Below are 23,940 nucleotides of genomic sequence, written 5' to 3'. Positions count from 1 at the left end.
TCTGCAGAAGCAAATTCATATTCTATTGCAAACGACATTACAACAACCCCGATAGCAGCTAATGAAACTAAAACATTTGGATTCAAAGCTTTAAAGGAAAGAGGTGTAACAGCGGAAATATTCAACTGTATAGTTAATGTAGTGACTATTAACGAAAACTTTGAATCGCTTGAATTTCTTGAAACTGGTCTTGTGTTGACTGCTTTTGCACAATACAATTAAAATACGATACGGATGACGACGGTATAAGCGACGGCGATGAAATAGCTCTAGGACTTGATCCATTAAATCCCCAGACTTTTGGCGTGCCTGATTCTGAGTATATATTTGAAGTTGACGTTCCGCCAGATGTCGAAAACTTTTCAAATATTAATACCGATACAAATCCTTTCGAGGTATCGGTTAAAATAAAAGCTGCAGGAAATATTCTGTCAAATCTTGATGTAAGAGAAAGCCTTTACTCAAAAGCAATGACAAATGATGCAACTTTAGGAATTTGTTCGGAATTTATTTACGATGAGGGTTGCAAAATTGAAGAAGCTGTGATACAATTTAAAATAGATGACGAGAATGCAGTTGAAGCAGATACAAAAAAGGCTGAAGATTCTGAGTTCTATACACTGTTTCCATTGCTTATTTCAGTATTAGAATTAGGCGATCAAGGCATATCTACTGCTTTTTCATGTATATCGGACCTTTTCAGTAACACGGTCAAAAATATTGATATATATGAAATCTCAAACGGAGAATTATCAAAAGCAAGTAAGGAATTTATATCTAGTCTTTGCAATGAGTTGAGTAATGTTTCTACTCAAAAATATTCATATTCAGGTAATGGGGAGGCTCATTATATATATGAATACTATTATGATAATAGTAATTCTCTTGAACAATCAATTATAAATCTTGCTTATTCCAGACAATTTGCTGAGATGAAGTATAGTGAAAATATGCTTGCTATTCCATTATGGATAAGAAAATATATTTATGATTATACATCAACAGTTGATACTGACAATGGAGAAATGGACTTACTTGCATATAGAAACATCTTGTATATAGAAGATAATTTTACAAAAGGTGATTTGGCAATATGAAAAAAACATTCTCAAAAAAAATGATATATGCAGTAATAATAATTTTGATTATTATGCTGATAACTATTGCTATTTGTTGTACTCCTTCTTCTTTAATTGGAAAATCAGTTCTTATTCGTCTGGCTGTAACAATCCCAATCAATATTTTATTCCAGATCATTCTTTATCTTGGAGCATCATTATTGATTTTTTATGTTTTTCATAATTTAATTAGAGAGAATAATAAAGTCAAGCAGTTAATCGCTAATATAATTTGCACATTTATTTGCATTTTTTTAGGCTATGCTTTGATTACAGATAGCTATGTTTCAATACTTCGCGGAAATATTAAGGGGGATTTTCTCTTGTGGCAAGATGTCTTGCTGGATTTACATGATTCTGATGTTAAATCTATTGATAACCTAAAAATTAAAGATTTTTATTTTCCCGGAGAAGTTTCGCATACATCTGCTAGTCGTGATTCTTTATATATTGTAGCTGTAGACAAAGAAGGAACTATTTACAGGTTTCCTATAACTCAAAAAGACAAATTGCTGATAACTGATAAAGATAATTCTAAATTAAGATCCGGAGAAATTGAATACTATAAAAAATCAGGTTTGATGAAATCAATATCATTTTCAAAGGAGAACCAAAAAACGTCTGAAATTCAAATGGTTGAAATAACTCTTACCGAAGAGGAGATAGCCCATGAGAAACGGATTTTGGTAAACAGACCCGAAGTGGATAGCTATGATAAAAACCTATTCTGGTACGTCACCAAAAACGGTGAATTTAGTAAATGTTTTCAGGCATACAGCAAAACTTGGACTAATTTTTTGACTTTTGCTGATAAAGGTGATTACACAGTTACTTTAGTGACTGATTATTATGCTGATACGGGAGAATATACTCCTATCAGCAATACGATTGAATATACTATTGAATAACAGGAGGAGAAACAATGTCTCAATTTACAAAATCATTCCTATGGAGATTTATATTAGATATAATTCTTCTTGGAATTTTCGTGAGACTTATGCAGAACATTATCTTGGCGATTCTGTCAATCAGTACTACAATATTCGACTAGTGGATGTTCAAAATTATTATTATAGGTTAGCTTATGCAAGATTATTATCTGAAAAGAAATATGTCGATTTTAAAGAGAGTGCTCCAGAACTATTTTCAGCACTGCGTGATAATTCTGACATAACTTCTGCGAAAATAATGATAGCAAAGCTTGAGAAGGTGTTGACAGATGCGTAAATATCCCAGAAATGTAGAAGAGAAAGATAATTACCTTTCTCTTTTGATATTTCCGAATTTGATGCTATACATAATTGCATTTGCAGGATTTGATTATTTTTATAATAATGTATTTTGTGAATTTAAGGCAGAACTTCATTTAACAAAGATATTATACTTTTTAATGATTGTGATATGTTCTTATAATGCTTCTAAACTCATTTTGACGCTGGTTGAGTTTCCGTACAGAACCTATAAGGGTGAGCATTATACATACAGGAATAAATTTAATTTTTTCAAGGCAATTTATAAAAAACAATTTTTTCGCATTTTTATAATGTTTTTGCTCTTTTTTCTCTGTATGCTCATTCATATGAATTTAAAAGCATTTGATTATGAAATTACGCCTGAACATCAAACAAATATTAAAGAAAATCAGAGCGTTGTATCCTCTTCTGATTTAAAAGATGATGATTCAATTCTATTAGCGGAAATTACGATTGAAGAAAATAAAAATATTATTCTTATAAACAGACCCGAAATACCGCAGAAAGAAACTGATAAAAACTTATTTTGGTATGTAACCCAAAATGGCAAATTATGCAAATGTTTTCAGGCATACCGTAAAACTTGGACTAATTTTTTGACTTTTGCTGATAAAGGCGATTACACAGTTACTTTAGTGATTGATTATGATGATGCTACAGGAGAATATACTCCCATTAGTAACACGATTGAATACACGGTTGAATAATAAGTAGGAAAAACAATGACACAATTCACAAAATCATTTCTATGGAGATTCATATTAGACATTATCTTATTGGGGTTATTTGTTAGGTTCTGTCAAAATATTATTTTGACAATTACGTCAAGATTCATATCAACCTATTCGACACCGTTTCTTCTTATTGAAGCAGTTGTCGTATCGGCAATCAGTATGTTGTTTATCTGCTTTATTACATATTGGAATATCGGTGTTATTTCAAACAAATGGAGAGCTATGAAGCTTTGAGGGGTTTATAAGTTTCATTGATAAGTGGATAGAGAAAATGACCAGATTGGTGATTGCGCGAAAAATGCAGGATAGTTGTAAATATGTTGAATTATCGATACTACGAAAAAGACCGAGTAAGATGTTCCGGTGGAACATTTTGCTCGGTCCGATTATTATTTGACTTGAATAGTTATTATGTTGTAATATCAGAACGGAGCTGCATATACTCCGTAGATCTCGGTATAATTAGAGGTAAATATGTGAAGCTGTCCCATATCATAAATGCTTACTCCGTAGTTGTTGAAAGCTTGTGCAATGTCATCGTATGAGTAGAAAGCAACTTCTGACGACACCTCGCTTGCACTAATGCAAATATCCCAGCTATATGAGTACTTGTTTTCAAGGACCAGCATAGGAGCGCTGTCACCGTTGTAAACCATAGCAATTTTATAGCTATCGCTTATATACTTTAACCCGTCTGAAATCGTGAGATCTGAACAGACAGGTATACCGCTTCCCATTTTATTTTGTAATAGTCACCAATCACATAACACTGTTATGTTTCAATATCATATAATATGCTGAAAATATAGTAAATGTATTGACATATCGGGCGTTATATGCTAAGATAACAGTGTTATGTGAAGTGGAAAGCGGGGTGCAGTAATGGGTGACGAACTTGAAACAAGGGAAAAGCTGTTGGAAAGTGCAATGACCGAGTTCTCTGAAAATGGTTATATGAAGGCTTCTCTGAGAAAAATATGCGCTGACGCAGGCGTGACGACCGGTGCGCTGTATTTCTTCTTTAAAAATAAAAATGACTTGTTCAAGGCTATTGTCGATGAGCCGCTGAAAGAGCTTTGCAGGCTTCTTACGGAGCATTATATGCAGGACGCTCAGGATATGGATAGCGATGACCCTGCGGTGCTGTCTGCTGAGTATCACATTGATACTCACACCGACCTTGACAAACTTGTTGATTATATGTATCTCCACTATGACGTTTTTATGCTGCTGCTCACGGGTGCGCAAGGGTCTGAGTATGAAAATACTGTGGATATGATCGTAGATATGACAGAAAAGGGCTTTAGGATATCAGCGGAAAAAGCTGCCGCAAGAATGCCTAACTGCCACGTTGATGAGTATATGCTTCATTGGATAACCCATATAAGTGTTGACGCCTACACTCATTTGCTAACTCACGAGAGAGATGTGGAAAAGGCAAAGCTCCATATGCGCAGAGTAATGGAGTTTCTAATAAAAATATGGTTTACAATGATAGTCGAGGATTAGAAAATTGCCGCCTGCGGGCGGTAACTTTTAGAAACCTACATAACAACGTTATGTGTGAATTTTGTATCTCGAATGTCGATGAAATGTGCAGATATGCACATTTTTATATAAAGCAAAGTTAGCTAAGTCTAACTCGTAAATGGAGGAAATAATATGTATTTGGAGATCAGAGATGTGAAGAAAAGCTACGGCAGTGACGCCAGCTATATTCAGGTGCTAAAGGGTATCACCACAAGTCTAGAAAAAGGTCAGATGTGCGTTATTCAGGGTACGAGCGGCTCTGGTAAATCCACGCTTCTTAACTGCATAGGCGGCCTTGACACTATGGACAGTGGCTCTGTTAAGGTCGACGGTAAGGAAATTTTCGGTCTTAAACCTGATAAGCTTGCCGACTACAGAAAGGAAAATCTGGGCTTTATCTTTCAGTTTTATAACCTCGTTCCAAATCTGACAGTTGTGGAAAATATTCAGGTTTGTGAATATCTTTCAGATTCGCCACTGGATATGGAAGAACTTCTCACAACGTTGGGACTTTCCGAACACAGAAACAAGTTTCCGTCACAGCTTTCAGGCGGTCAGCAGCAGAGATGTGCTATAGCAAGGGCGCTTATAAAAAATCCAAAGCTGCTTTTGTGCGACGAGCCTACAGGCGCTCTTGACTCCAAAACTTCAAGGGACATTCTCATTCTGTTGGAGAAGATAAACGAAAAATATGGCACAACAATGCTTATCGTTACTCACAACAATGCTATAAAAAATATGGTGCATAAGGTAATAATCGTTAAGGACGGACTTATCAAAAAGGATTATCTTAACGAAACACGCATACCTGCCGCAGAGTTGGAGGACTTGTAATGAACAGGGTACTCAGAAAAAGGCTCGGACGTGAGCTTAAAACAAATTTCGCACGTTATCTTGCGCTTGTATTGCTTATCGTAATGGGAATGTACATAATAGTTTCCGTGGTTGCAAGTGCAGACACTATCATCGACGGAACAGCCGAACATGGTAAGATGAACAAGGTCGAGGACGGACAGTTCGGCGTTTTTATTCCTCTTACAGACGAGCAGGAAAAGGAAATAACAGACAAAGGAATTACTCTTGAACAGCATTTCAGCATTGACGTTACAGCAAAGGACGGCTCAAAGCTCCGTGTTTTCCGTAAAAGAAATGACATTGACCTTATCGAGCTAGACAGCGGCAGACTTGCTGAAAAAAAGGGCGAAGCGGTAGTCGAAAAGCGCTACAGCGAGGAACATTCTCTGTCAGTGGGCGATAAGCTTACAGCAGGCGGAGTTGAATTCGAGATTGTTGGAATAGGAACTACACCTGACTATGACACACCTTTTGAAAATTTCTCTGACACGGCTGTGTCAAGCAAGGGCTTCGGACTTCTTTTCGTAAGCGACGATCAGTATGACTATTTCAAAAATGACAGTGAACAGAAAGCGGAGGACCTTTGCTATGCTTACAGACTTAACGGCAAGGCAACTGATGACGAGCTGAAAGAAATGATCGAGGATTTTGACTTTGATTATAAAAAAGTCACAGACAAGTATTATCTTGAAACTATCAAGGACGTCTTGAAACAGCGTGACGATATTTCAAATGGTATCGATAAGCTCTATGACGGCTCTCAGACCCTTAAAGACGGTGTGAAAGACCTTTCTGAGGGAGCAGACGCTCTCTATGACGCAATGGGCGGACTTTACGAGGGTGCAAAGGCAATCCCAGAGGGTGCGAACGCTATCACGGCAGGAGTTAAGGCCGCATATGACGGCTCAAAAGACCTGTCAGAGGGTGCAAGATCTGCATACAGCGGTGCAGAGAGCCTTGCAAATGGTATTGATAGCTTCAAAAAGCAGGCTGACGAGCTTCTTGACGAGTTGTTCACCATTGATCTTGACAATCTGACAATGTTCGTGAAAAAGGGCGACAACGTTCGTATAGCTGGTGCGGCAGGTGACGTTGTCATGAACAAATATGCAGGACTTGGTGTGGGTGTTATACTTATGGCACTTCTTACTTATGTTATCTCTGTTTTCGTCATTCATCAGATTCAGCGTGAAAGCAGTGTTATAGGTGCGCTTTATGCTCTTGGCGCAAAGAAAAAAGATCTTATCCGACACTACGTAACATTGCCGACTATAGTTGCATTTGTTGGCGGAATAATCGGTGCGGTCATAGGCTTTTCACCTGTGGGGATCGATTATCAGCTTCTCGACAGCTACGCATATTCTTCGCTCCCTGATTTTACCCCTGTTTATCCTTTGTATCTTATCATTTACAGCGTTGTAATGCCTCCTGTTGTTTCGTTTATAGTTAATACCCTTGTGATAAACAAGCGGCTTTCTCAGACGGCTCTTTCACTTATTAGAAACGAGCAGAAAACAGGTCACTACAGCAGAGTGAAGATAAAGAGCAGGAATTTTATCCGCAGATTTCAGATACGCCAAATGCTTCGTGAAATGCGCACAGGCATAACAGTGCTTCTCAGTATGCTGTTTTCACTGTTTATTCTTATGCTTGGCGTTGATTGCTACTACCTTTGTGAGAACGTGAGAAAAGACACTATAAATGACACAAAATACGAGTATATGTACACTCTGAAATATCCAGAGGAAAGCGTTCCGGAGGGTGGTGAGGCTTGCTTTGTAAAAACGCTTTCAAAAGAACAGCTTGGCTATAACCTTGATGTCACCGTTATGGGTATGGACAGCGACAACAAGTATTATGATGTGAAAACACATAAGGGCAAGAGCTTTATAACAGTGAGCCAGTCAGTTGTGGAGCGTTACGGAGTGGCAAAGGGCGATAAGTTTATCCTGACAGACGATGCGACCTCAATGGATTACGCATTCACAGTGGAGGATATCTGCGACGAGCGTGGCGGACTTATGGTGTTCATGGATATTGACAGTATGCGTGAGCTTTTCGGTGAGGGCGACACTTACTACAACTGTTTGCTTTCAGACAAGAAACTTGACATTGACGAGGGCAGACTTTACAGCACAACAACAAAATCGGATATCGAGCGTTCAGCGGCAGTTTTCACGGATCTTATGATGTCAATGATAGTAATGCTTATTGCGGTTGCTGTAATAATTTTCTGCTCTGTGATGTTCCTAATGCTGAATGTTACAATAGAAAGGGCTTCCTTTGGAATATCTCTTGTGAAGGTGTTCGGCTATAAGACCAAGGACGTGAAAAAGCTTTACCTAAACGGAAACGCAATTATCATAACGTTGGGCGCACTTATCGAGATACCGCTTTCAAAGATGTTTATGGACAAGGTTTTCCCAGTGTTCATTCCAAACGTAACAAGCGGAATAAACCTTGCATTCCCATGGTATACTTACGTTATAATTTTCGCAGGAGTAATGGCAACATACTTTATCATCACCTCAATTCTTGTAAGAAAGCTTGGCAAGATAACCCCTGCCGAGGTGCTTAAAAACAGAGAATGATTTCTTAATATACAAAAAAACGTACAGAGCGTAATGATGTGACCTCCAAATCGTTAGATTTTTGTTCTAACTTCTGGGGGTCGGATCATAAAGCTTTGTACGTTTTTGATTATGCCTAATTTGTATTATTGTCTATTTTGGTTATGATAACTGCGGCAATGGTAAGGACAATATATCCTGCTGTGACCTCAAATGGAAATTTTATTATTGCAGTTTTGGGGATCATAAAAGGCAAGGTAGATATTGCACAGCATGGAGGAAAATAAAGCTTTGCTTTTCGGCAAAGGACGAATATCACAGCCGAGGATAAAACTGCACCAAATGTCAGGGTAAGCCCAAGCTTTTCAGAGATAAAAAATCTTGCCATAACGCCTGCGAACGCAGCCGCCGACATGAGAGCAATTGCTGTGTATTTTCGATTCATAAGCTTTGAGCCTTTGCCGCTAAGTTCAAAAAATGCAACTATAAGCGGCGGAGCGATAAAGAATATCTCGTGAAAATGCGCAGGCAATATGCAGATAACAAGCACCGTGATGACTTGTTTTGCTCTTAGTTTTAGAAGCTCTGAGCTTGGTTCGATAGGTCTATATTTATACTTTTCATGAAGTCCAAAGCACTCAAGAACTTTTTGAAAAATAAGTATAAATGCTGTCATGACCGCAACGGAAATGACGTAAACAGGGCTTTTTGTACCCATAAGTATCGGAAGTATGCAGGCTGAAATGGCAGGAACGAAGCTAGTTTTTGACAGTGTTATAACGCTCACTGCTACAAGAAGTCCCAAAGCTATACGAAGTATAAGTATCTCAGGGATAAACCGCACTATGCACAAGCCTGCGACAGCGGCAGAAACTATCGCCGCAAAAAGCCGTGTTCGAGAGGTGTTCCACGATTGCACAGGCGCAATTAGCGCACCCATTGCCACTGCCGTTATCTCAGGAAAAATTATTTCCTTTTCCCCGAAGATCTCCGCCGAGCCGACCATTATTGCCACCACAGCAAGGGATATTCCCATAGCTATATTTTGATTTTTGTTCATTGCTTCACCTTGATGTTTTTTTATTTATTATAACATAAAGGGGAGAGGTTTTCAATTGGTGGTGTCAAAAATACTCGTCTGACCGTCACTCACGTCAAATTCGTTTTCGTATGCGAAAATCTCCTCTGGGCTGTACATGACACCATGGCTTTTGCACTGAGATACAAAAATATCCATAAGTTTCTTATTGTTCGGACTATTGCAGATATAAGAATTTCCAAAGGTACGGATATATTTTTCTTTCATTCCCGGAAAATGCTCGTCAAGCTTCTTGTAAAAATACTCTCTGTCGCCCTCACGGAGAGTGACCCCGAAGCTAAAGCATATTATCCCCTTAACGCCTGCATCAAAGCACATATCCAATATGCGGCGTAAATTTTCTTCCGTATCGTTTATAAAAGGCAGAATAGGCGTGAGCCACACGACAGTTGGGATTTCACGCCGCTGAAACTCTTTCAGCACCTCGTATCGCCCTTGAGTGGTGCAAACATTCGGCTCTAGTATCCTGCAAAGCTTTTCGTCAGCCGTTGTAAGGGTCATTGCAATGACCGCCTTGCTCTTTTGGTTTATGCGCTGGATTATATCAATATCACGGAGAATTTTGTCAGACTTTGTGATAAGCGTGACACCAAAGCCGTATTTTTCTATTGCCATAAGGCTTTTCAGCGTGAGCTGTACTGTCATTTCAAGTGGCATATAAGGGTCGCACATTGCGCCCATGCCTATCATGCACCTGCGGCGTTTGCGTTTGAGGGCTTCTTCGAGAAGCTCCACGGCGTTTTCTTTTATTTCGATATCTTCAAAATCATGCTGCATATTATAGCATACCGAGCGGCTGTCGCAGTAAATACAGCCGTGCTGACAGCCACGATATAAATTCATGCCGTTTTTTTGCGAGAGTATACCTTTTGCCGTTGTGAAGTGCATAACTTTTTTCTCCATGATTTGTTACTAATATCATAACACATATGTTCTGCAATGTCGAGGCTTGAAAAACAACTTCAAAGGTGCTATAATGGATTAAAAGCCAAAAGGAGCGTTGAAAATGAGAAATATACCTACAGATATTTACATAGAAAATGGAGCGGTAAAAAATCACGGGGGCGAAATAGCGGAACTTGGCAAGAAAGCCATGATAGTCACAGGCAGATATTCTTCTGCGGTGAACGGTTCTCTTGATGATGTCAAGGCAGTGCTTGAAAGTCAGGGCATTGGATATGTGATATATAATGATATTGAGGAAAACCCGTCTGTGGAAACTGTTTACACAGCGGCAACGGCGGCGGTAAAATACGGCGTGGATATGTTCGTGGCAGTGGGCGGAGGTTCGCCAATGGACGCAAGCAAGGCGATATCAATGCTTGCTAAGAATGGGATAGTTTGCGAAAATGCCGAGTTTTCCGAAAGCGAGAGCGTTGTAAAAGCTGAGAAGTGTGAGCTTTCAGACAGCATTGCCAAGGTGGAGGAGCTTCTTTACACTCCTGCGAAACTACCTTTTTACCCTATAGTTTGTGTGCCTACCACCTGCGGAACAGGCTCGGAGGCTACACCTTATTCTATACTGACTTCCCACATCAAGCAGACCAAGAAATCTATTGCCCACAAAATTTTTCCGTCACTTGCATTGGTGGACTACAGCTATCTTAAAACCTCCTCATACAGCGGTATGAAAAGCACCTGCGTTGACGCACTTGCTCACATGATAGAGTCACGGCTCAACACCAACGCAAATGCGTTCAGCCGTGCATATGCAGAGGATGGTATGAAGCTTTGGGCAAGCTGTAAGGGCTGTCTTGAAACAGAGGAGAGATTTGCTCATATGACCGATGATGAGTTCTCAACTTTCATGCAGGCGTCAGTGCTTGCAGGCATGGCGATAGCCTACACAGGCACAAGCATACCTCACGGTCTGAGCTATACTTTGACCTATGAAAATGGCGTACCCCACGGCAAGGCAGTAGGCGTTTTTCTGTCAGGCTTTTTGAAAAAATACGGTGACAGCACCGAAACTGAGTATGTTGTAAAACAGCTTCTTGGCTTTGACGATATCGACGCTTTCAGGGACTATATCAGGACGCTTTTTGGCAATCTGGATATGTCAGAGGAGCTTTGGAAGAAGGACAGAGACGGAATACTTGCCAACCCTGCCAAGCTTAAAAATTATCCTTTTGAGCTTACGGCAGATGTGCTTGACGATTACGTTCGCTATTATAACGCATAAAAGAAGCTGTCAGGGCGGTGGCTCTGACAGCTTTTTTATTACATCTTCGCAAGCCTGTCTATCTCTGCAAGTTCAGCTTCTGTGAAGTCAAGGCGGTCAAGACAGCCTATGTTTTCCGTTATCTGCTCAGGACGGCTTGCACCGATAAGCACAGTAGTAACAGCCTTGTTGTGAAGCACCCATGAAAGTGCCATTTGCGAAAGGGTCTGTCCCCTCGAAGCGGCGATATCATTAAGCTTGTTGAGCTTTTCTATCATTTTGTCGTTAAGCTCATTGCCTATCCATGTTTCGCCTCTGCCTACCCTTGAATCTGCCGGTATGCCTTTGAGATATTTGCTTGTAAGGAAGCCCTGATACAGCGGCGAGAACACTGCAATGCCAAAGCCCTCAGAAAGTGCAAGGCTGTCAAGTTTATCGTCCTCTATCCAGCGGTTAAGTATGGAATATGAGGGCTGATTGATAATAAAAGGAGTTCTTAGCTCCCGGAAAATTTTCAGCATTTCGGCTGTGTCGGCTCTGTTGTAATTTGATATGCCAACATAAAGCGCCTTGCCCTGTCTTACTGCATTGTCAAGTGCAAGGGCAGTCTCTTCAAGAGGCGTTTCGGGATCTCTTACATGGTGATAGAAAATGTCAACATATTCAAGTCCCATTCTTTTTAGAGATTGGTCAAGGCTTGCCGTGAGATATTTTCTCGAGCCGTTTCTGTCACCGTATGGACCTGCCCACATCTCATAGCCAGCCTTGGTGGAAATGCACATCTCGTCACGGAACTCTCTCATGCCACGGTCGAGTATCCTGCCGAAGTTTTCCTCTGCCGAGCCGTTGTAGGGATTGCCATAGTTGTTTGCAAGGTCAAAATGTGTGATACCGCTGTTGAACGCAGTGTGTACCATTCTTTCCATGTTCTCAAAATTGTTTTTCAGGCTGAAATTCTGCCAAAAGCCCAAAGACAACGCAGAAAGCTTAAGCCCGCTTTTTCCACAGCGGTTGTATATCATTTTGTCATATCTTTTATCGTCAGGTATAAACATTTCAAAAAACCTCCTATATAATCGTATTAGTGCATAAATTATCCCACTTACTTTTATGATTATAGCATATTGTATTATCTATGTCAATGTGCTATAATTGAATAAGTTATATGATAAAAAATATGTGTGTAATGCACAATAAATGGAAAGATAATAATATGAGAAATGATATGAACAGAAGAATTATCGCTGCTGTATGTGCAGTAGTCATGATGGGAGCAATGCTCACAAGCTGTGCTAAAGAAACAGGGGAAAGCTCAAAAGCAGAGAGTAGTTCTGCCGAATCTCAGGCTGTGACAACAACGGCTGAACCTGTTGTAACTCTCCCTGCCACCACAAAACAGGTGATAAACTCTGAACCTGCTACTTATGAAAGCCTAAGTGCTGACAAGGCTGAAAAAGAAAGTTTTAAGAAAAAGATACGATCAGAAAGTAAGATACCTGTTATAAGCGTCACGACTGCCCCTGACGATATGATAGCTTCAAGGGAGAAGTATACTTCCTGCGTGGTGGACGTTTTCAATTGTGATGAAAAATTGGAGATAAACGAAGCCTCAGCAGGCATAAAGGTAAGAGGGAATTCAAGCGCATATTACGGCGATGTTAGTCAGATCCTTGCAAACAAAGTGCCTTATAGGATAAAATTTGATAAAAAGACAAATATGCTTGGGCTTAATAACGGCGCAGAGTGCAAAAGCTGGGTGCTGTTGAAATCAGATTGGGATCTAATAAGAAACGATATCGCATTCCGTTTTGGCAGAACTATCATGGGTGACAGCAATTTCTGCTCAGACGGTCAGCTTGTTCACCTCTATGTGAACGAGGAGTTTCAAGGCGTTTATGAGCTTTGCGAACAGTGTCAGATAAATCCAAACAGAGTGGATATCTCCGAGCCTGAGGAGGGCTGCACCGACACTGATATAGGCTATTATCTTGAGCTTGACAACTATGCAACAAGCGATGAGGATAACCATTATATAAGTATGGACTATGAAAATGCCACTGTCACCGACATAAACGGCGAAACAAGGCAGTTCGTTCCTGCGGAATATTCTATCAAGAATGACCTCTATTCGCAAAATCAGATAGACTTTATTGACAAGTATCTCAACAATCTGTTCAAGATAGTTTATGAAGCCTGCGAGAACGGCAAGTATTATAAATTTGATGAAAATTATGACCTTGTTGACTCTGATGTTACCACCGCTGAGGAAGCCGTTTCTGCCGTTATGGATATAGACTCAGTGAGAGATATGTATATTCTTTATGAGATCGTACATGACTATGACTGTGGTGAGGGAAGCTTCTATATGTGCGTCGATCTTTCAAAGGACAGTAAATGTCCTAAGCTGAAATTCACTTCTCCTTGGGATTTTAACTGGGCATATAATGACAGCACTGAGAAATATTATGCTGGTGCTTTCACAGACAAGAATTTTGTGGCTAAAAAAGGCGACCGTTCAAACCCATGGTTTATCGTTCTTTGTAAGCAGGATTGGTTTATGGAAGCTGTCAAGGAAAAGTGGACAGAGATGAGCCAAGAAAAGCTTTTACAGGGCTGTATAAAAACAGAGCGTGAATATCTCAAAGAGTATGACGTCGACCTTAGAAAAGGCGAAGAGTGGGGTCCTGACTCTGCGGAGGATCTTTTCAATTGGATCGAAAACCGCATTTATTGGCTCAACAGTCAGTGGAAAATAAAGTCTGACGCAAGTAACAGCTCATCTTAAATGATAAATTTTATTCAATTAAGGCAATACCGCACAAAGATTGTGCGTCAGATGCGTAGTCAGCTTTTTTGTCAGATTGCACAAAAATTCCGCAGGCATACTGCTGTATGTCAAGGGATTTTTGTGCGATATGACGGAAAATCTGCAAGCAGATGGCGTGCAAAGCCGTCAGGCGGGCTTTGTGCGGTGTTGCCTTAATAAATCAGGCTTGAAAAATGCTGTAAAATCGGTATAATAAGATAGTATCCCCATATTGAAAGGAGGAAATGTCTGCAACGCAGGCATAATAAAATATGACGGAAAAATTATTCAAGCTGAAAGAAAATCACACCGATGTTAAAACTGAGATAATGGCGGGCGTGACGACTTTCATGACCATGGCATATATCCTTGCCATAAACCCGAGCATTCTCGGCAGTACAGGCATGGATCCTACAGCCGTACTTCTTGCCACCTGTATCGCCTCTGTTATTGGAACAGTGTGCATGGGACTTATGGCAAATCTGCCTTTTGTGCTTTCCGCAGGCATGGGACTTAACGCTTACATGGCTTACACTGTTGTGGCAGGCTACGGCTATCCATGGCAGGTTGCACTGCTGGCGGTTTTCGTCGAGGGTATCGTCTTTATCGTGCTTTCTCTTACAAACGTCAGAGAAGCCATTTTCAATGCAATACCTGTGGTGCTGAAAAAAGCGGTGTCCGTTGGCATCGGTCTTTACATTGCCTTTATCGGACTTCAGAATGCTGGACTTTGCGTTGACAGTTCAGCCACTCTTGTTACCATAACAGGCTTCCGCAAGAATTTCACAACTTCGGGCATATGTGCGCTTCTCACAATCGTGGGACTTTTCATCACTATTATCCTATATATCAAAAAAGTCCGTGGCTCTATTCTTATGGGTATAGTGGCAACATGGGTAATAGGCATGATATGTCAGCTTGTAGGACTGTATGTTCCTGACGCTGAAAGCGGCTATAATTCGCTTTTCCCGACCATGTCACTTACGGACTTTTCAAAGCTTGGCGAAACATTTGGTCAGTGCTTTAATGTGGATATGCACAGCATTGGTATCTTCAACTTTATCGTTGTAGTGTTCTCTTTCCTGTTCGTTGACCTTTTCGACACTTTAGGCACTCTTATCGGCGTATGTTCAAAGGCAGATATGCTTGATGAAAAGGGCAGACTTCCGCAGATAAAGCCTGCGCTTCTTGCTGACGCCGTTGCCACAACAGCAGGCGCAGTTCTTGGTACTTCCACCACCACAACATTCGTTGAGTCCTCAGCAGGCGTTGCCGCAGGAGGAAGAACAGGTCTTACCTCTATCACAGCCGCAGTGCTTTTTGCGCTGTCAATGTTCTTTGCACCTATCTTCACGGCTATACCATCCTTTGCAACAGCTCCTGCACTTATAGTAGTAGGCTTTTTGATGTTCAGCTCTATCACTGACATCAAGTTTGATGACGGCAATTATACAAAGGCTATCCCTGCGTATCTTTGTATTCTTTCAATGCCTCTTTTCTACAGCATTTCAGAGGGCATCTCTCTTGGAATAATCTCATACGTTGTTATAAATCTTGTTTGCGGAAAGCGCAAGGATATCACACCGCTTATGTATGTGCTTGCAGTGCTTTTCGTGCTGAAATATGTGTTCTTATAAGGAAAGCTTTCAAAGAACAGTTTTGATACTAGCCATGCTTTCCTGTTCATTCTGCTACAGAATGAGAATTGGCGTAAAATGATAAAAAAGCGGCAGCCGTTACCGACTGCCGCTTTTGTTATATGCTTTTTATTATCTCTCTGAGTTTTTCCGTAAGCACCGCTGCCGCCTTGGTGTGGGTCTTTTCAGTAGGGTGCCAGTTTGCCGCAAAGCCGTCATTTGCGCCGTCCTGCTCATGGAACATCATTGAGCTTATCTTGCTGTCAGCGTGGCTTTTAAGATATATCTTTATTCCCTCCTCAACAGCAGGGAATATCCTCTCGCCCATTATTCCGACAGTGCAGAGAATGTAAGCCTGCGGATTTTTCTCACGAACGACCGCAAGAAAATCAGCATAAAGCTTTGAGAAAACAGCCTGCCTGTCCTTGTAGTCACGGCAGTAGCTGTCGTCGTTTGTGCCAAGGTTTATAACGATTATCTGCGGAACATATTTGCTGAAATCCCATGGTATATCCTGCGGAGCAGTTCCTTCAAAATTGCCCCTTGAAAAACCGTAGCTGCAATAGAACTGTGGAATTGTCTGTTCGCTGATAGGCTCGTCACCCTCAGTATAGCCTGATACTATGCCATAGCCACTGGCTGAAAACATACTGTATTCAGCGTCAAGTGCCTTGGCGGTCTTGTAGGCATAGGCTTTTGTAACGTCCTCAGTAGCGGTGGTGAACTGGTGGTTTTCGTCCTCATCATCAACGCCATAGCCACAGGTTATAGAGTCGCCGATAAATTCTATTTTGAGCGGTTTTTCAGGCAAAGCCTCAGCACTGCCCTCAGCGAAAGCCTCAACGCCAACTGCTGACATTGGAGATTCCGAAAGCTTTATTATCTCCACAACTGACTGAGCGTTTTCTGTGCGGTCTATTACCGTGACCTCTTTTTCTGCACAGTCGATCATCTCGTCAACTACTCTCTTGCCGTCAACGTAAACGGCTATTCTTGCATAGTCGATAGGATTTTCGCCCACTGCGATATTGTCGCCTTTGAGCTTCAAAACAAGCTTTGTGCCGTCAAATGTGAATGACGCACCGCTTCCTGAAAGACCGAGCCACATTACCCCGTCTTTGAAATATACTCTGCCTGTGAGCTTTGCATTTTTGTCAAGCTGTAATCTATCCATACTTTTTCCTCTTTTTCATCTATGATCTTCTTTAGCTGACGCAAAAAGGCTGCGTGTCAGCTCCGTAACAATAAGAGTATAACACACAGCCATATTATTGTCAACTTATGCAAGGGAATTTACATCACCCTCACGCTTTTGCTTAACAAGCAGAGCAGCCACAGCGAAAAACGCTATCGCAAACAGTGCCTCGATACCGATGCAGATAAGATATTCCTTTGTGCTGAATACTCCACCGCTCATGCCGAAAAGCATATTGTTGGCCTTGGTGTACCAGTATGCAGGAAACAATCTTCCCACTGCAAGAACGCCTCCTGTGAGCAATTCCTGCGGCACGAAAACTCCGCAAAGAAAGCTCATGCCAAGACCGATTATGTTCGATATGGCAGTTATGCCGTTGTCGCTAAGGTCAAACTGCGCTATTATCATTGCTATGCCTGCGGCGGCAATGATATATACAAGGCTGTTAAGGCAGGCAAGCCAGAATTTCACGCTGAGCGTTTTGCCCCAAATTATTGCGACTATCATAAACAAAAGCCATATGCTAAACACCAAGATACTTGCCCCAAGAGCCGTCTGTCTGCTGTAGTTTGCTGACGTCAGGCTTGAACACATTGTGCGTTCTCGAACGCCTTTTCTGTTTAGCGTCAGTATAACGGGGCAAAGGGTAACAATGAGCATGGAAAGCATAACGTATGCAAGATACTGAAAATAGTAGCCGAATATTGCCGGCATACCTGTTCCGCCCTTGTTGTTAAAGTTTTTAAGCTCCGCCTTTACTTGCTGAGAAACTGCCGTTTGGGCAAGCTCCATAGCGTTTTCTGTGCTTTCACCTGCTGTCATGTATGCCTTTACGCTTGAAAGATAGCCGTCAAGCCTGCTTTCAAAAAGCTGTCCGCCGTAGCTGGAGGGCATTTTGAAATTCTCAAAAAGTCCGTCAAAATCCCCTGCGTTTATCTTGTCGCCAAAGCCCTTGTTTATATACAGAACATAATTGGAACGTCCGTAATAAACGGCGTCGATGACCTCGTCTTCATCATCTGCAAGCTCCACCTTTTTGTTGCCGCTGAATATAAAGTCCTGCAAACGCTTGCTTTCGGCACTGTTGTCACGGTCAATGACGGATATGGACATTTTATAGTCCTCATAGCCATTATCGTCTTTTGCAATATCTGCCATCAAAACTGCTATGACCATGAATATGACGAAATATAATATAGCAGACGTAAGCTTTGTTTTGAGTATTTTCATAAAGGTCTTAAAGACTTGCATATTTACGCCTCCTTGTAAGAACATATCCACCAAGGGTGAACAGCACTGTGTATATCGCCATTGAAATTATCTTCACTGTGAACCGCCTGTAGTCTTCGTAGAGATTAAGACAGTAAAAGCTGTCTGAGATAATGGCGGCAGGGTTTATTTCATTGAATATCGGGCAATGCTCTGCAACAGTGCCTTTCATGGTGTTTGACATAAGACCGCTGAAGAAACAGCAGGTCATTGATACCGCCAGGACTACAGACACTTTTAAACCCTCTTTTATGCGGAAAGAGCCAACGAAAAATCCCATGGATATTCCCATTATTCCGCCTAGCACTGCGGCAAGGTAAACAAGTGGGAGCTTACTGCCGAAATCCACTTTAAGCACAAATCTCAGGAACGTCACCGATATCACCATGCATATCATTTCCACCACATGAAAAGCAAGGAGCGTTGCCGTTATGCTTGTAAGCTTGTTCACTGGAGAACAGCACCGCCTTGCGCCAAGTGCAGACAGGTCGCCCTGATTTTCCTGTGCCACGAACAGACCTGACATCGAGCCGAAAAGTGCCGTCATGGCAAGGAGATTATAGAAAAACTGTATCGTTATGTCAGGATTGCCGTGGAGAGGTATATCCTCATTTGGGCTTATCTTCTCGGAAAGGGAAGCTATGACCTTATCAAGCTTTTGCGGAGCGTTCTTTGCAGTGTCGGTTATTATCTTTTCCTGAGTTTTGTATTGCTGTATGAACGTCTTTACAATGGTCTGCTGGATACCTGTTGAGCCAAACTCAAGGGAGAGGTCTGAAGCCTTTATAATGCCTTTTATATCTTCGCTTTTAAGCATTTCTTCTGCCTTGTCAATGTCTGTATACGTCACCTTGAAAAGAGCCTCATCACCCTCTGATATCTGTTCAAGCACCTGCTTAAGGATATCGTTTTCTTCTATATTTGTCACCGCAACAGGTATCGCATTGAATACAACATCTTTTTCGTATATTCCTGAAAACGCCATCTTAAAAAAGCAACCCAGTATTATAGGAAAGGCTATGAGCCAGAAGAGTATGGCTTTTTGACGCAGACAGCTTTTAAATTCGTATTTGAATATGTGTGAGAACATTCTATCACTCCTTATCCCTGAGAGCCTTGCCGGTTATTTCAAGGAAAACGTCATTGAGGGTAGGCTGCTCAGAATAAACGCTGCCGAAGCCCACCTGATTTTCCTGCAATATTTTCAGTATCTCAATAAGATTGTGCCGTCCCCCTGTACAGCGTGCAACGAGCTTGTTGTCGGCATAGGAAACATTATAAACGTGTTCCAAAGCTTCTATTTGTTCACTGACGTTTTCAGGAAGCTGGAGTATCTCTGCGGTGATAGTTTCGGTGTTTTTTATCATTCGTTTGAGTTCCTCTGTAGTACCCTCGGCTATTTTACTGCCCTTATCCATTATGGCGATACGGGTGCATATCTGCTCGACTTCTTCCATGTAGTGGGAGGTGTAAATTATAGTCGCACCTTCACGGTTGAGCTGTAAAATGCCCTCCAGTATCTTGTTTCTTGATTGTGGGTCAACGGCAACTGTCGGCTCGTCGAGTATGATAAGCTCAGGCTTGTGTGCGATACCACAGGCAATGTTAAGTCGTCTGAGCAGACCCCCTGAAAGCTTTTTAGGGTGGAACTTCACGAAGTCCTCAAGTCCCACAAAAGCTATGGCATCGTCAACATATTTCTTTCGTGTGGCTTTGTCGGTGATGTAAAGCCCACAAAAATAGTCAATGTTCTCATACACAGTCAGCTCGTCAAACACCGCAACATTCTGCATTATAACGCCAATACGCTTTTTTACCCCATAGTTCACAGGGGACATTTTTTCTCCGAATATCTCGATGTCGCCCTTATCGTATGCCAGCAGTGAGAGCAGGCAGTTTATCGTGGTGGTCTTGCCCGAACCGTTAGGACCGAGAAGTCCGAAGACCTCGCCTTTTCGCCTTTTTTTATTTCAAGATCAAAGTGGTCAAGAGCAATAAGCTCCTTGTATCTTTTTACCAGATTGTCTATTTTTACTACAGTTTCAGCCATAAGAAAAACCTCCCTTAGTTTGTATTATCATTATACAATATTATCCGCCAAAAAGCTAGTGAGCAAAGTCACATCTTCATGTGACAAATGTCATATTATAAAAAAGCAGAGCGGCTGGTGACCAACTCTGCTTTGCAGTTATTTAAGCTGTGCTGTAAATATCATTATGCCGTTTTCGGCTTTGCATGATATCTTGCTTTTGTGCGACCTGACTATTGCCTGTGCAATAGAAAGCCCAATGCCGTAGCCACCTTTTTTCTCTCCCTTTGACCGAGAACGTGAGCTGTCGTCACGATAAAATCTGTCGAAAAGTTTTGTTAGGTCGCCTTGCGGTGGTTCTTTGCAGGTGTTTGAAACTTCAAGGTCTGTTTCCTTGCCATTATGAGAAATGAAAAGCTTTACGGCTATCTCGCCATCCTCGTCAGCGTATTTTACTGCATTTTCCGTGAGGATAGAAACAAGCTGTCTTATCGCACCCTCGTCGCCGTGATAGGTAAGTCCGTTGGCAACATCAATGGTGAGTTTTTTGCCCTTTGTTTCCGCAAGGGTAGTAAAAGGCGAAGCGGCGTCATAAACAGCGTCAGAGATATTGAAATCAGCCATGGTTAGAGCAGGCTTTTCCTCCTCCATTTTTGCAAGGCTTAAAAGCTCTTTCAGCAGACCGTTGAGCCTTGTTATCTGATTTTTTATACTCACCGTCCACTGGTTTGGCTTTGACACCATTTCAAGAACTTCCGTGTTTGCGGAGATTATGGCCAGCGGCGTTTTTATCTCGTGCCCTGCGTCGGTGATGAACCGCTTTTGCTTTTCAAAGCTTTCCACAACAGGTCTTATGGCACGCTTTGAGAAGATTATGATAAGCAGACATACAAGTATATATCCTGCCGCACCTATAGCGCACGACACCAGCAAAAAGCGATTTTTGGTGGCTCTGTCACTGCGGCAGTCCATGAAAACTATTATCTTGCCTTTGTCAGTGTCGCCTGTTTTGTAGCGGTAGTTTCCTGACGTGCCTGAAGTCTTGCCGCTGTCAAGAACGCTTTTGCCGTATTCTATAGCCTGCGAACTTGACACCGCCGCAACGTGTCCTGTATCTACCTTGGTTATTTCGCCATTGCTGTCGGCATATACAACAAAATACCGTGTCTGATACTTAGTTTCCTCGTTAAAGCCCCTGTGCTTATCAGGCTTTTTGCTCTCAGGGGGAGAGGCGCTGTCTGAATTATCCTGCGGCTTGTCATGCTTCATGCCCTTAGGGTCGAACTCAGGAAATCTGCCGTCATTTTCGATTATTATGTTCAGCAGATCGTCTGCATTCTTGTTTGTCTGATAGATGTTCACTCCATTTATGCCGCCTATTATGGCAAACTCTACGATAAGAAGGCACACAGCGGCGATAACAACAAATTTCCGCTGTAAACGCTTAATCATTATGCTTTTCCTCTAGTGTGTAGCCCACGCCCCTTGTGGCTTTTATCTCGATATCTGCACCGATAAGACCAAGCTTTTTACGCAGATATGATATGTACACCCACACTACGTTTATCTCAGCGTCAGAGTCATAGCCCCATATCTTTTCCATGAAACGCTCTGTGGAAATAAGCGTGCCGTGATTTAGCATAAGGGTTTCTATCATTTGAAACTCTTTGTTGCCAAGCTTCTGAGAGCCGTTAGGACCTGAAAGCTCAAAGCTCTGTCTGTTGAGAGAAACGTTTCCGAAAGTAAGGGTAGAGGGTGCAAACTCAGTGCGGCGGCGTGTCATTGCCCTTATTCTCGCAAGAAGCTCGCCCATTGCAAAGGGCTTTGTAAGATAATCGTCAGCACCCGAATCAAGTCCGGTTATCCTATCGTCAATATCAGACTTTGCAGTAAGCAGAAGAACAGGGGAGTCGATACCCTTTTCACGGAGTTTTGTAAGCACCTGTATGCCGTCCATACCAGGCATCATAATGTCAAGTATTATGCCGTCATAATCCTGTGCAATTGCATAGTTGTATGCGTCGATGCCGTTGTAAACAGCGTCCACAGAATAGTTTTTGTGTTTAAGCACTGCCGAAAGCGCATTTGCAAGCTCCACCTCGTCCTCAGCAAGAAGTAATCTCATTAAAATTCCTCCCTATAAGTCAGTATAATATCTTACGATATATGATAACCTATGAACTTTAAACTCACTTTAAATGTATTATACCATAAATATTCTTTTCGGGCAATAAAAATCTGCCCCCGAAAACCGAGGGCAGATAAAATGCTATTGTTTTAGAATGCTGTCTTGTAAATGCCGAGGATAGACTCAACTGTGCAAGGTCTTGGATTTCCGCCTGTGCATACGTCTGCAAATGCAGATTCGCTCAAAGCCTGAAGATCCTCTTCCTTAACGCCTATCTCGTGGAGCTTCTCAGGGATTCCAACGTCCTTTGAAAGCTGCTTAACTGCGTTTACTGCGGCTGCTCTGTATTCAGCCTGGCTCATGCCTGTTGTGTCAACGCCCATTGCCTCTGCAATGTATTTGAACTTTTCGCCTGTGTATTCAGCGTTGTACTCCATTACATATGGAAGAAGTACAGCGTTTGCAATTCCGTGAGGTGTGTCATAGAATGCGCCGAGCGGGTGAGCCATGCCGTGAACAACGCCAAGACCAACGTTTGAGAAGCCCATGCCTGCGATATACTGACCGAGAGCCATATCTTCTCTGCCCTGTGGGTCATTCTCAACAGCCTTTCTCAGTGAACGTGAGATTATCTCTATTGCTTTAAGGTGCATCATGTCTGTAAGCTCCCATGCGCCGAGTGTTGTGTAGCCCTCGATAGCGTGCGTAAGAGCGTCCATACCTGTTGAAGCTGTAAGTCCCTTTGGCATTGATGACATCATCTTAGCGTCGATAACTGCAACAACCGGGATATCGTGTGGATCAACGCAAACGAACTTTCTCTTCTTCTCCTCGTCTGTGATAACATAGTTGATAGTTACCTCTGCGGCTGTGCCTGCTGTTGTAGGAACTGCGATTATAGGAACACTAGGATTCTTTGTGTCGATAGCACCCTCAAGAGAAGTAACGTCAGCATACTCAGGGTTGTTTATGATGATACCGATAGCCTTTGCAGTGTCCATTGATGAGCCACCGCCGATAGCGATAAGATAGTCAGCGCCTGCTGCCTTGAAAGCTTCGATACCAGCCTTTACTACCTTTACAGTAGGGTTAGCCTTTACCTGAGAGAATATATCATAAGCAAGTCCTGCTTCCTCCAAAAGATCTGTAACGTTCTTTGCAACGTTAAATTTGATAAGGTCAGGGTCTGTTACAACAAGAGCCTTTTTAAAAGCTCTCTTCTTTGCCTCTGTAACTATCTCGCTGATCGAGCCTGCACCGAAATATGAAGTTTCATTAAGTATCATTCTGTTAGCCATTTGATTATTCCGCCTTTCAAATATATGATCTCTGTTATCAAAGTTATATCTTTGATTATTGATATTATACAACTTTTATACCATGATTTCAATTATTTTTATGTAAAATATTAGTGACGTAATATTGTGTAAAACAGCCAAAAACATAAATCATTTAATCTAAGGCACACCGTACAAGGCGTAACCTGTGAATGATACTTTTTGTAGGTTTGTCAATCATATTGGACACTATTATTAAGAAATTCGATAGGCGAAAAC

Annotated in this window: 21 protein-coding genes and 1 pseudogene; 11 read left to right on the top strand and 11 right to left on the bottom strand. The window is 41.7% G+C overall.

Annotated features, from left to right (window positions below; genetic code table 11):
• The 5 genes from DW938_RS14855 to DW938_RS12710 form a co-directional block, all read left to right on the top strand.
• A partial coding sequence (locus DW938_RS14855) for a hypothetical protein (RefSeq protein ID WP_181984453.1) occupies positions 1-222 on the top strand: 222 nt, incomplete at its 5' end.
• An 83-nt stretch (positions 223-305) separates the two neighbouring features.
• On the top strand, positions 306-1,097 hold the full coding sequence (locus DW938_RS12725) for a hypothetical protein (RefSeq protein WP_118125231.1): 792 nt from the start codon (positions 306-308) through the stop codon (positions 1,095-1,097).
• Positions 1,094-2,026, top strand: coding sequence for a hypothetical protein (locus tag DW938_RS12720; protein WP_117897816.1), 933 nt, complete (start codon positions 1,094-1,096; stop codon positions 2,024-2,026). The genes DW938_RS12725 and DW938_RS12720 overlap by 4 nt, the downstream gene beginning before the upstream one ends.
• A 40-nt stretch (positions 2,027-2,066) precedes the next feature.
• Positions 2,067-2,345 (top strand): hypothetical protein, encoded by a 279-nt coding sequence (locus DW938_RS12715; RefSeq protein ID WP_118125229.1) that lies wholly within the window; start codon positions 2,067-2,069, stop codon positions 2,343-2,345.
• Positions 2,338-3,078: a hypothetical protein gene (locus tag DW938_RS12710; RefSeq protein WP_117856752.1), complete on the top strand. Its 741-nt coding sequence runs from the start codon at positions 2,338-2,340 to the stop codon at positions 3,076-3,078. The genes DW938_RS12715 and DW938_RS12710 overlap by 8 nt, the downstream gene beginning before the upstream one ends.
• Before the next feature lie 449 nt (positions 3,079-3,527).
• On the opposite strand, the gene DW938_RS12705 is transcribed toward DW938_RS12710, so the two are convergent.
• Positions 3,528-3,842: a hypothetical protein gene (locus DW938_RS12705; RefSeq protein ID WP_118125227.1), complete on the bottom strand. Its 315-nt coding sequence runs from the start codon at positions 3,840-3,842 to the stop codon at positions 3,528-3,530.
• Positions 3,843-3,987: 145 nt separating this feature from the next.
• Here DW938_RS12705 and DW938_RS12700 point away from each other — a divergent pair, with 145 nt between their 5' ends.
• From DW938_RS12700 to DW938_RS12690, 3 genes are all read left to right on the top strand, one after another.
• Positions 3,988-4,614 carry a TetR/AcrR family transcriptional regulator gene (locus tag DW938_RS12700; protein WP_118125225.1) on the top strand — a complete coding sequence of 209 codons (627 nt, stop codon included), beginning with the start codon at positions 3,988-3,990 and terminating at the stop codon, positions 4,612-4,614.
• A 153-nt stretch (positions 4,615-4,767) separates the two neighbouring features.
• Positions 4,768-5,469 (top strand): ABC transporter ATP-binding protein, encoded by a 702-nt coding sequence (locus DW938_RS12695; protein ID WP_117928143.1) that lies wholly within the window; start codon positions 4,768-4,770, stop codon positions 5,467-5,469.
• Positions 5,469-8,081, top strand: a complete 2,613-nt coding sequence (locus tag DW938_RS12690; protein WP_118125223.1) for an ABC transporter permease — start codon at positions 5,469-5,471, stop codon at positions 8,079-8,081. Before DW938_RS12695 ends, DW938_RS12690 begins: the two co-directional genes overlap by 1 nt.
• Positions 8,082-8,196: 115 nt before the next feature.
• On the opposite strand, the gene DW938_RS12685 is transcribed toward DW938_RS12690, so the two are convergent.
• Together DW938_RS12685 and DW938_RS12680 are read right to left on the bottom strand one after the other, a co-directional pair.
• Positions 8,197-9,120: a hypothetical protein gene (locus DW938_RS12685; RefSeq protein ID WP_118125221.1), complete on the bottom strand. Its 924-nt coding sequence runs from the start codon at positions 9,118-9,120 to the stop codon at positions 8,197-8,199.
• A 51-nt stretch (positions 9,121-9,171) separates the two neighbouring features.
• Complete coding sequence (locus DW938_RS12680; RefSeq protein WP_117928145.1) at positions 9,172-10,047, bottom strand: radical SAM protein; 876 nt, start codon at positions 10,045-10,047, stop codon at positions 9,172-9,174.
• Positions 10,048-10,165: 118 nt separating this feature from the next.
• Between DW938_RS12680 and DW938_RS12675 the strand changes: the two genes are divergently transcribed.
• The gene (locus tag DW938_RS12675) at positions 10,166-11,341 is read left to right on the top strand and encodes an iron-containing alcohol dehydrogenase family protein (protein ID WP_242992549.1); all 1,176 of its coding nucleotides are present in this window, start codon (positions 10,166-10,168) and stop codon (positions 11,339-11,341) included.
• A 38-nt stretch (positions 11,342-11,379) separates the two neighbouring features.
• Here the strand turns inward: DW938_RS12675 and DW938_RS12670 are convergent, their stop codons facing one another.
• Positions 11,380-12,375, bottom strand: a complete 996-nt coding sequence (locus DW938_RS12670) for an aldo/keto reductase (RefSeq protein WP_118125217.1) — start codon at positions 12,373-12,375, stop codon at positions 11,380-11,382.
• Between the two features lie 158 nt (positions 12,376-12,533).
• Between DW938_RS12670 and DW938_RS12665 the strand changes: the two genes are divergently transcribed.
• Both DW938_RS12665 and DW938_RS12660 read left to right on the top strand, forming a co-directional pair.
• On the top strand, positions 12,534-14,105 hold the full coding sequence (locus DW938_RS12665) for a CotH kinase family protein (RefSeq protein ID WP_181984452.1): 1,572 nt from the start codon (positions 12,534-12,536) through the stop codon (positions 14,103-14,105).
• A 293-nt stretch (positions 14,106-14,398) separates the two neighbouring features.
• Entirely contained in the window at positions 14,399-15,763 is a 1,365-nt protein-coding gene (locus DW938_RS12660) for an NCS2 family permease (RefSeq protein WP_118125213.1), read from the top strand.
• A gap of 118 nt (positions 15,764-15,881) precedes the next feature.
• Here the strand turns inward: DW938_RS12660 and DW938_RS12655 are convergent, their stop codons facing one another.
• The 7 genes and pseudogenes from DW938_RS12655 to fucO all read right to left on the bottom strand — a co-directional run bounded on the left by DW938_RS12655 (position 15,882) and on the right by fucO (position 23,682).
• Positions 15,882-16,937 (bottom strand): SGNH/GDSL hydrolase family protein, encoded by a 1,056-nt coding sequence (locus tag DW938_RS12655; RefSeq protein WP_118125211.1) that lies wholly within the window; start codon positions 16,935-16,937, stop codon positions 15,882-15,884.
• 105 nt (positions 16,938-17,042) lie between these two features.
• Complete coding sequence (locus DW938_RS12650) at positions 17,043-18,209, bottom strand: ABC transporter permease (protein ID WP_181984451.1); 1,167 nt, start codon at positions 18,207-18,209, stop codon at positions 17,043-17,045.
• Positions 18,196-19,317, bottom strand: a complete 1,122-nt coding sequence (locus tag DW938_RS12645; protein WP_118125207.1) for an ABC transporter permease — start codon at positions 19,315-19,317, stop codon at positions 18,196-18,198. The genes DW938_RS12650 and DW938_RS12645 overlap by 14 nt, the downstream gene beginning before the upstream one ends.
• A 4-nt stretch (positions 19,318-19,321) precedes the next feature.
• Positions 19,322-20,277, bottom strand: a pseudogene (locus DW938_RS12640) (ABC transporter ATP-binding protein).
• 138 nt (positions 20,278-20,415) lie between these two features.
• The gene (locus DW938_RS12635; RefSeq protein ID WP_118125205.1) at positions 20,416-21,708 is read right to left on the bottom strand and encodes a HAMP domain-containing sensor histidine kinase; all 1,293 of its coding nucleotides are present in this window, start codon (positions 21,706-21,708) and stop codon (positions 20,416-20,418) included.
• Positions 21,701-22,381, bottom strand: a complete 681-nt coding sequence (locus tag DW938_RS12630) for a response regulator transcription factor (RefSeq protein WP_118125203.1) — start codon at positions 22,379-22,381, stop codon at positions 21,701-21,703. Before DW938_RS12630 ends, DW938_RS12635 begins: the two co-directional genes overlap by 8 nt.
• 152 nt (positions 22,382-22,533) lie before the next feature.
• On the bottom strand, positions 22,534-23,682 hold the full coding sequence (gene fucO, locus DW938_RS12625; protein ID WP_117905703.1) for a lactaldehyde reductase: 1,149 nt from the start codon (positions 23,680-23,682) through the stop codon (positions 22,534-22,536).
• Positions 23,683-23,940 lie beyond the last annotated feature (258 nt).

The organism is Ruminococcus sp. AM43-6 (assembly GCF_003461785.1).
GTDB classification, from domain to species: domain Bacteria; phylum Bacillota; class Clostridia; order Oscillospirales; family Ruminococcaceae; genus Hominimerdicola; species Hominimerdicola aceti.
Note: the sequence above shows the minus strand (reverse complement) of the source record. Positions and strands in the feature narration are given on the sequence as shown.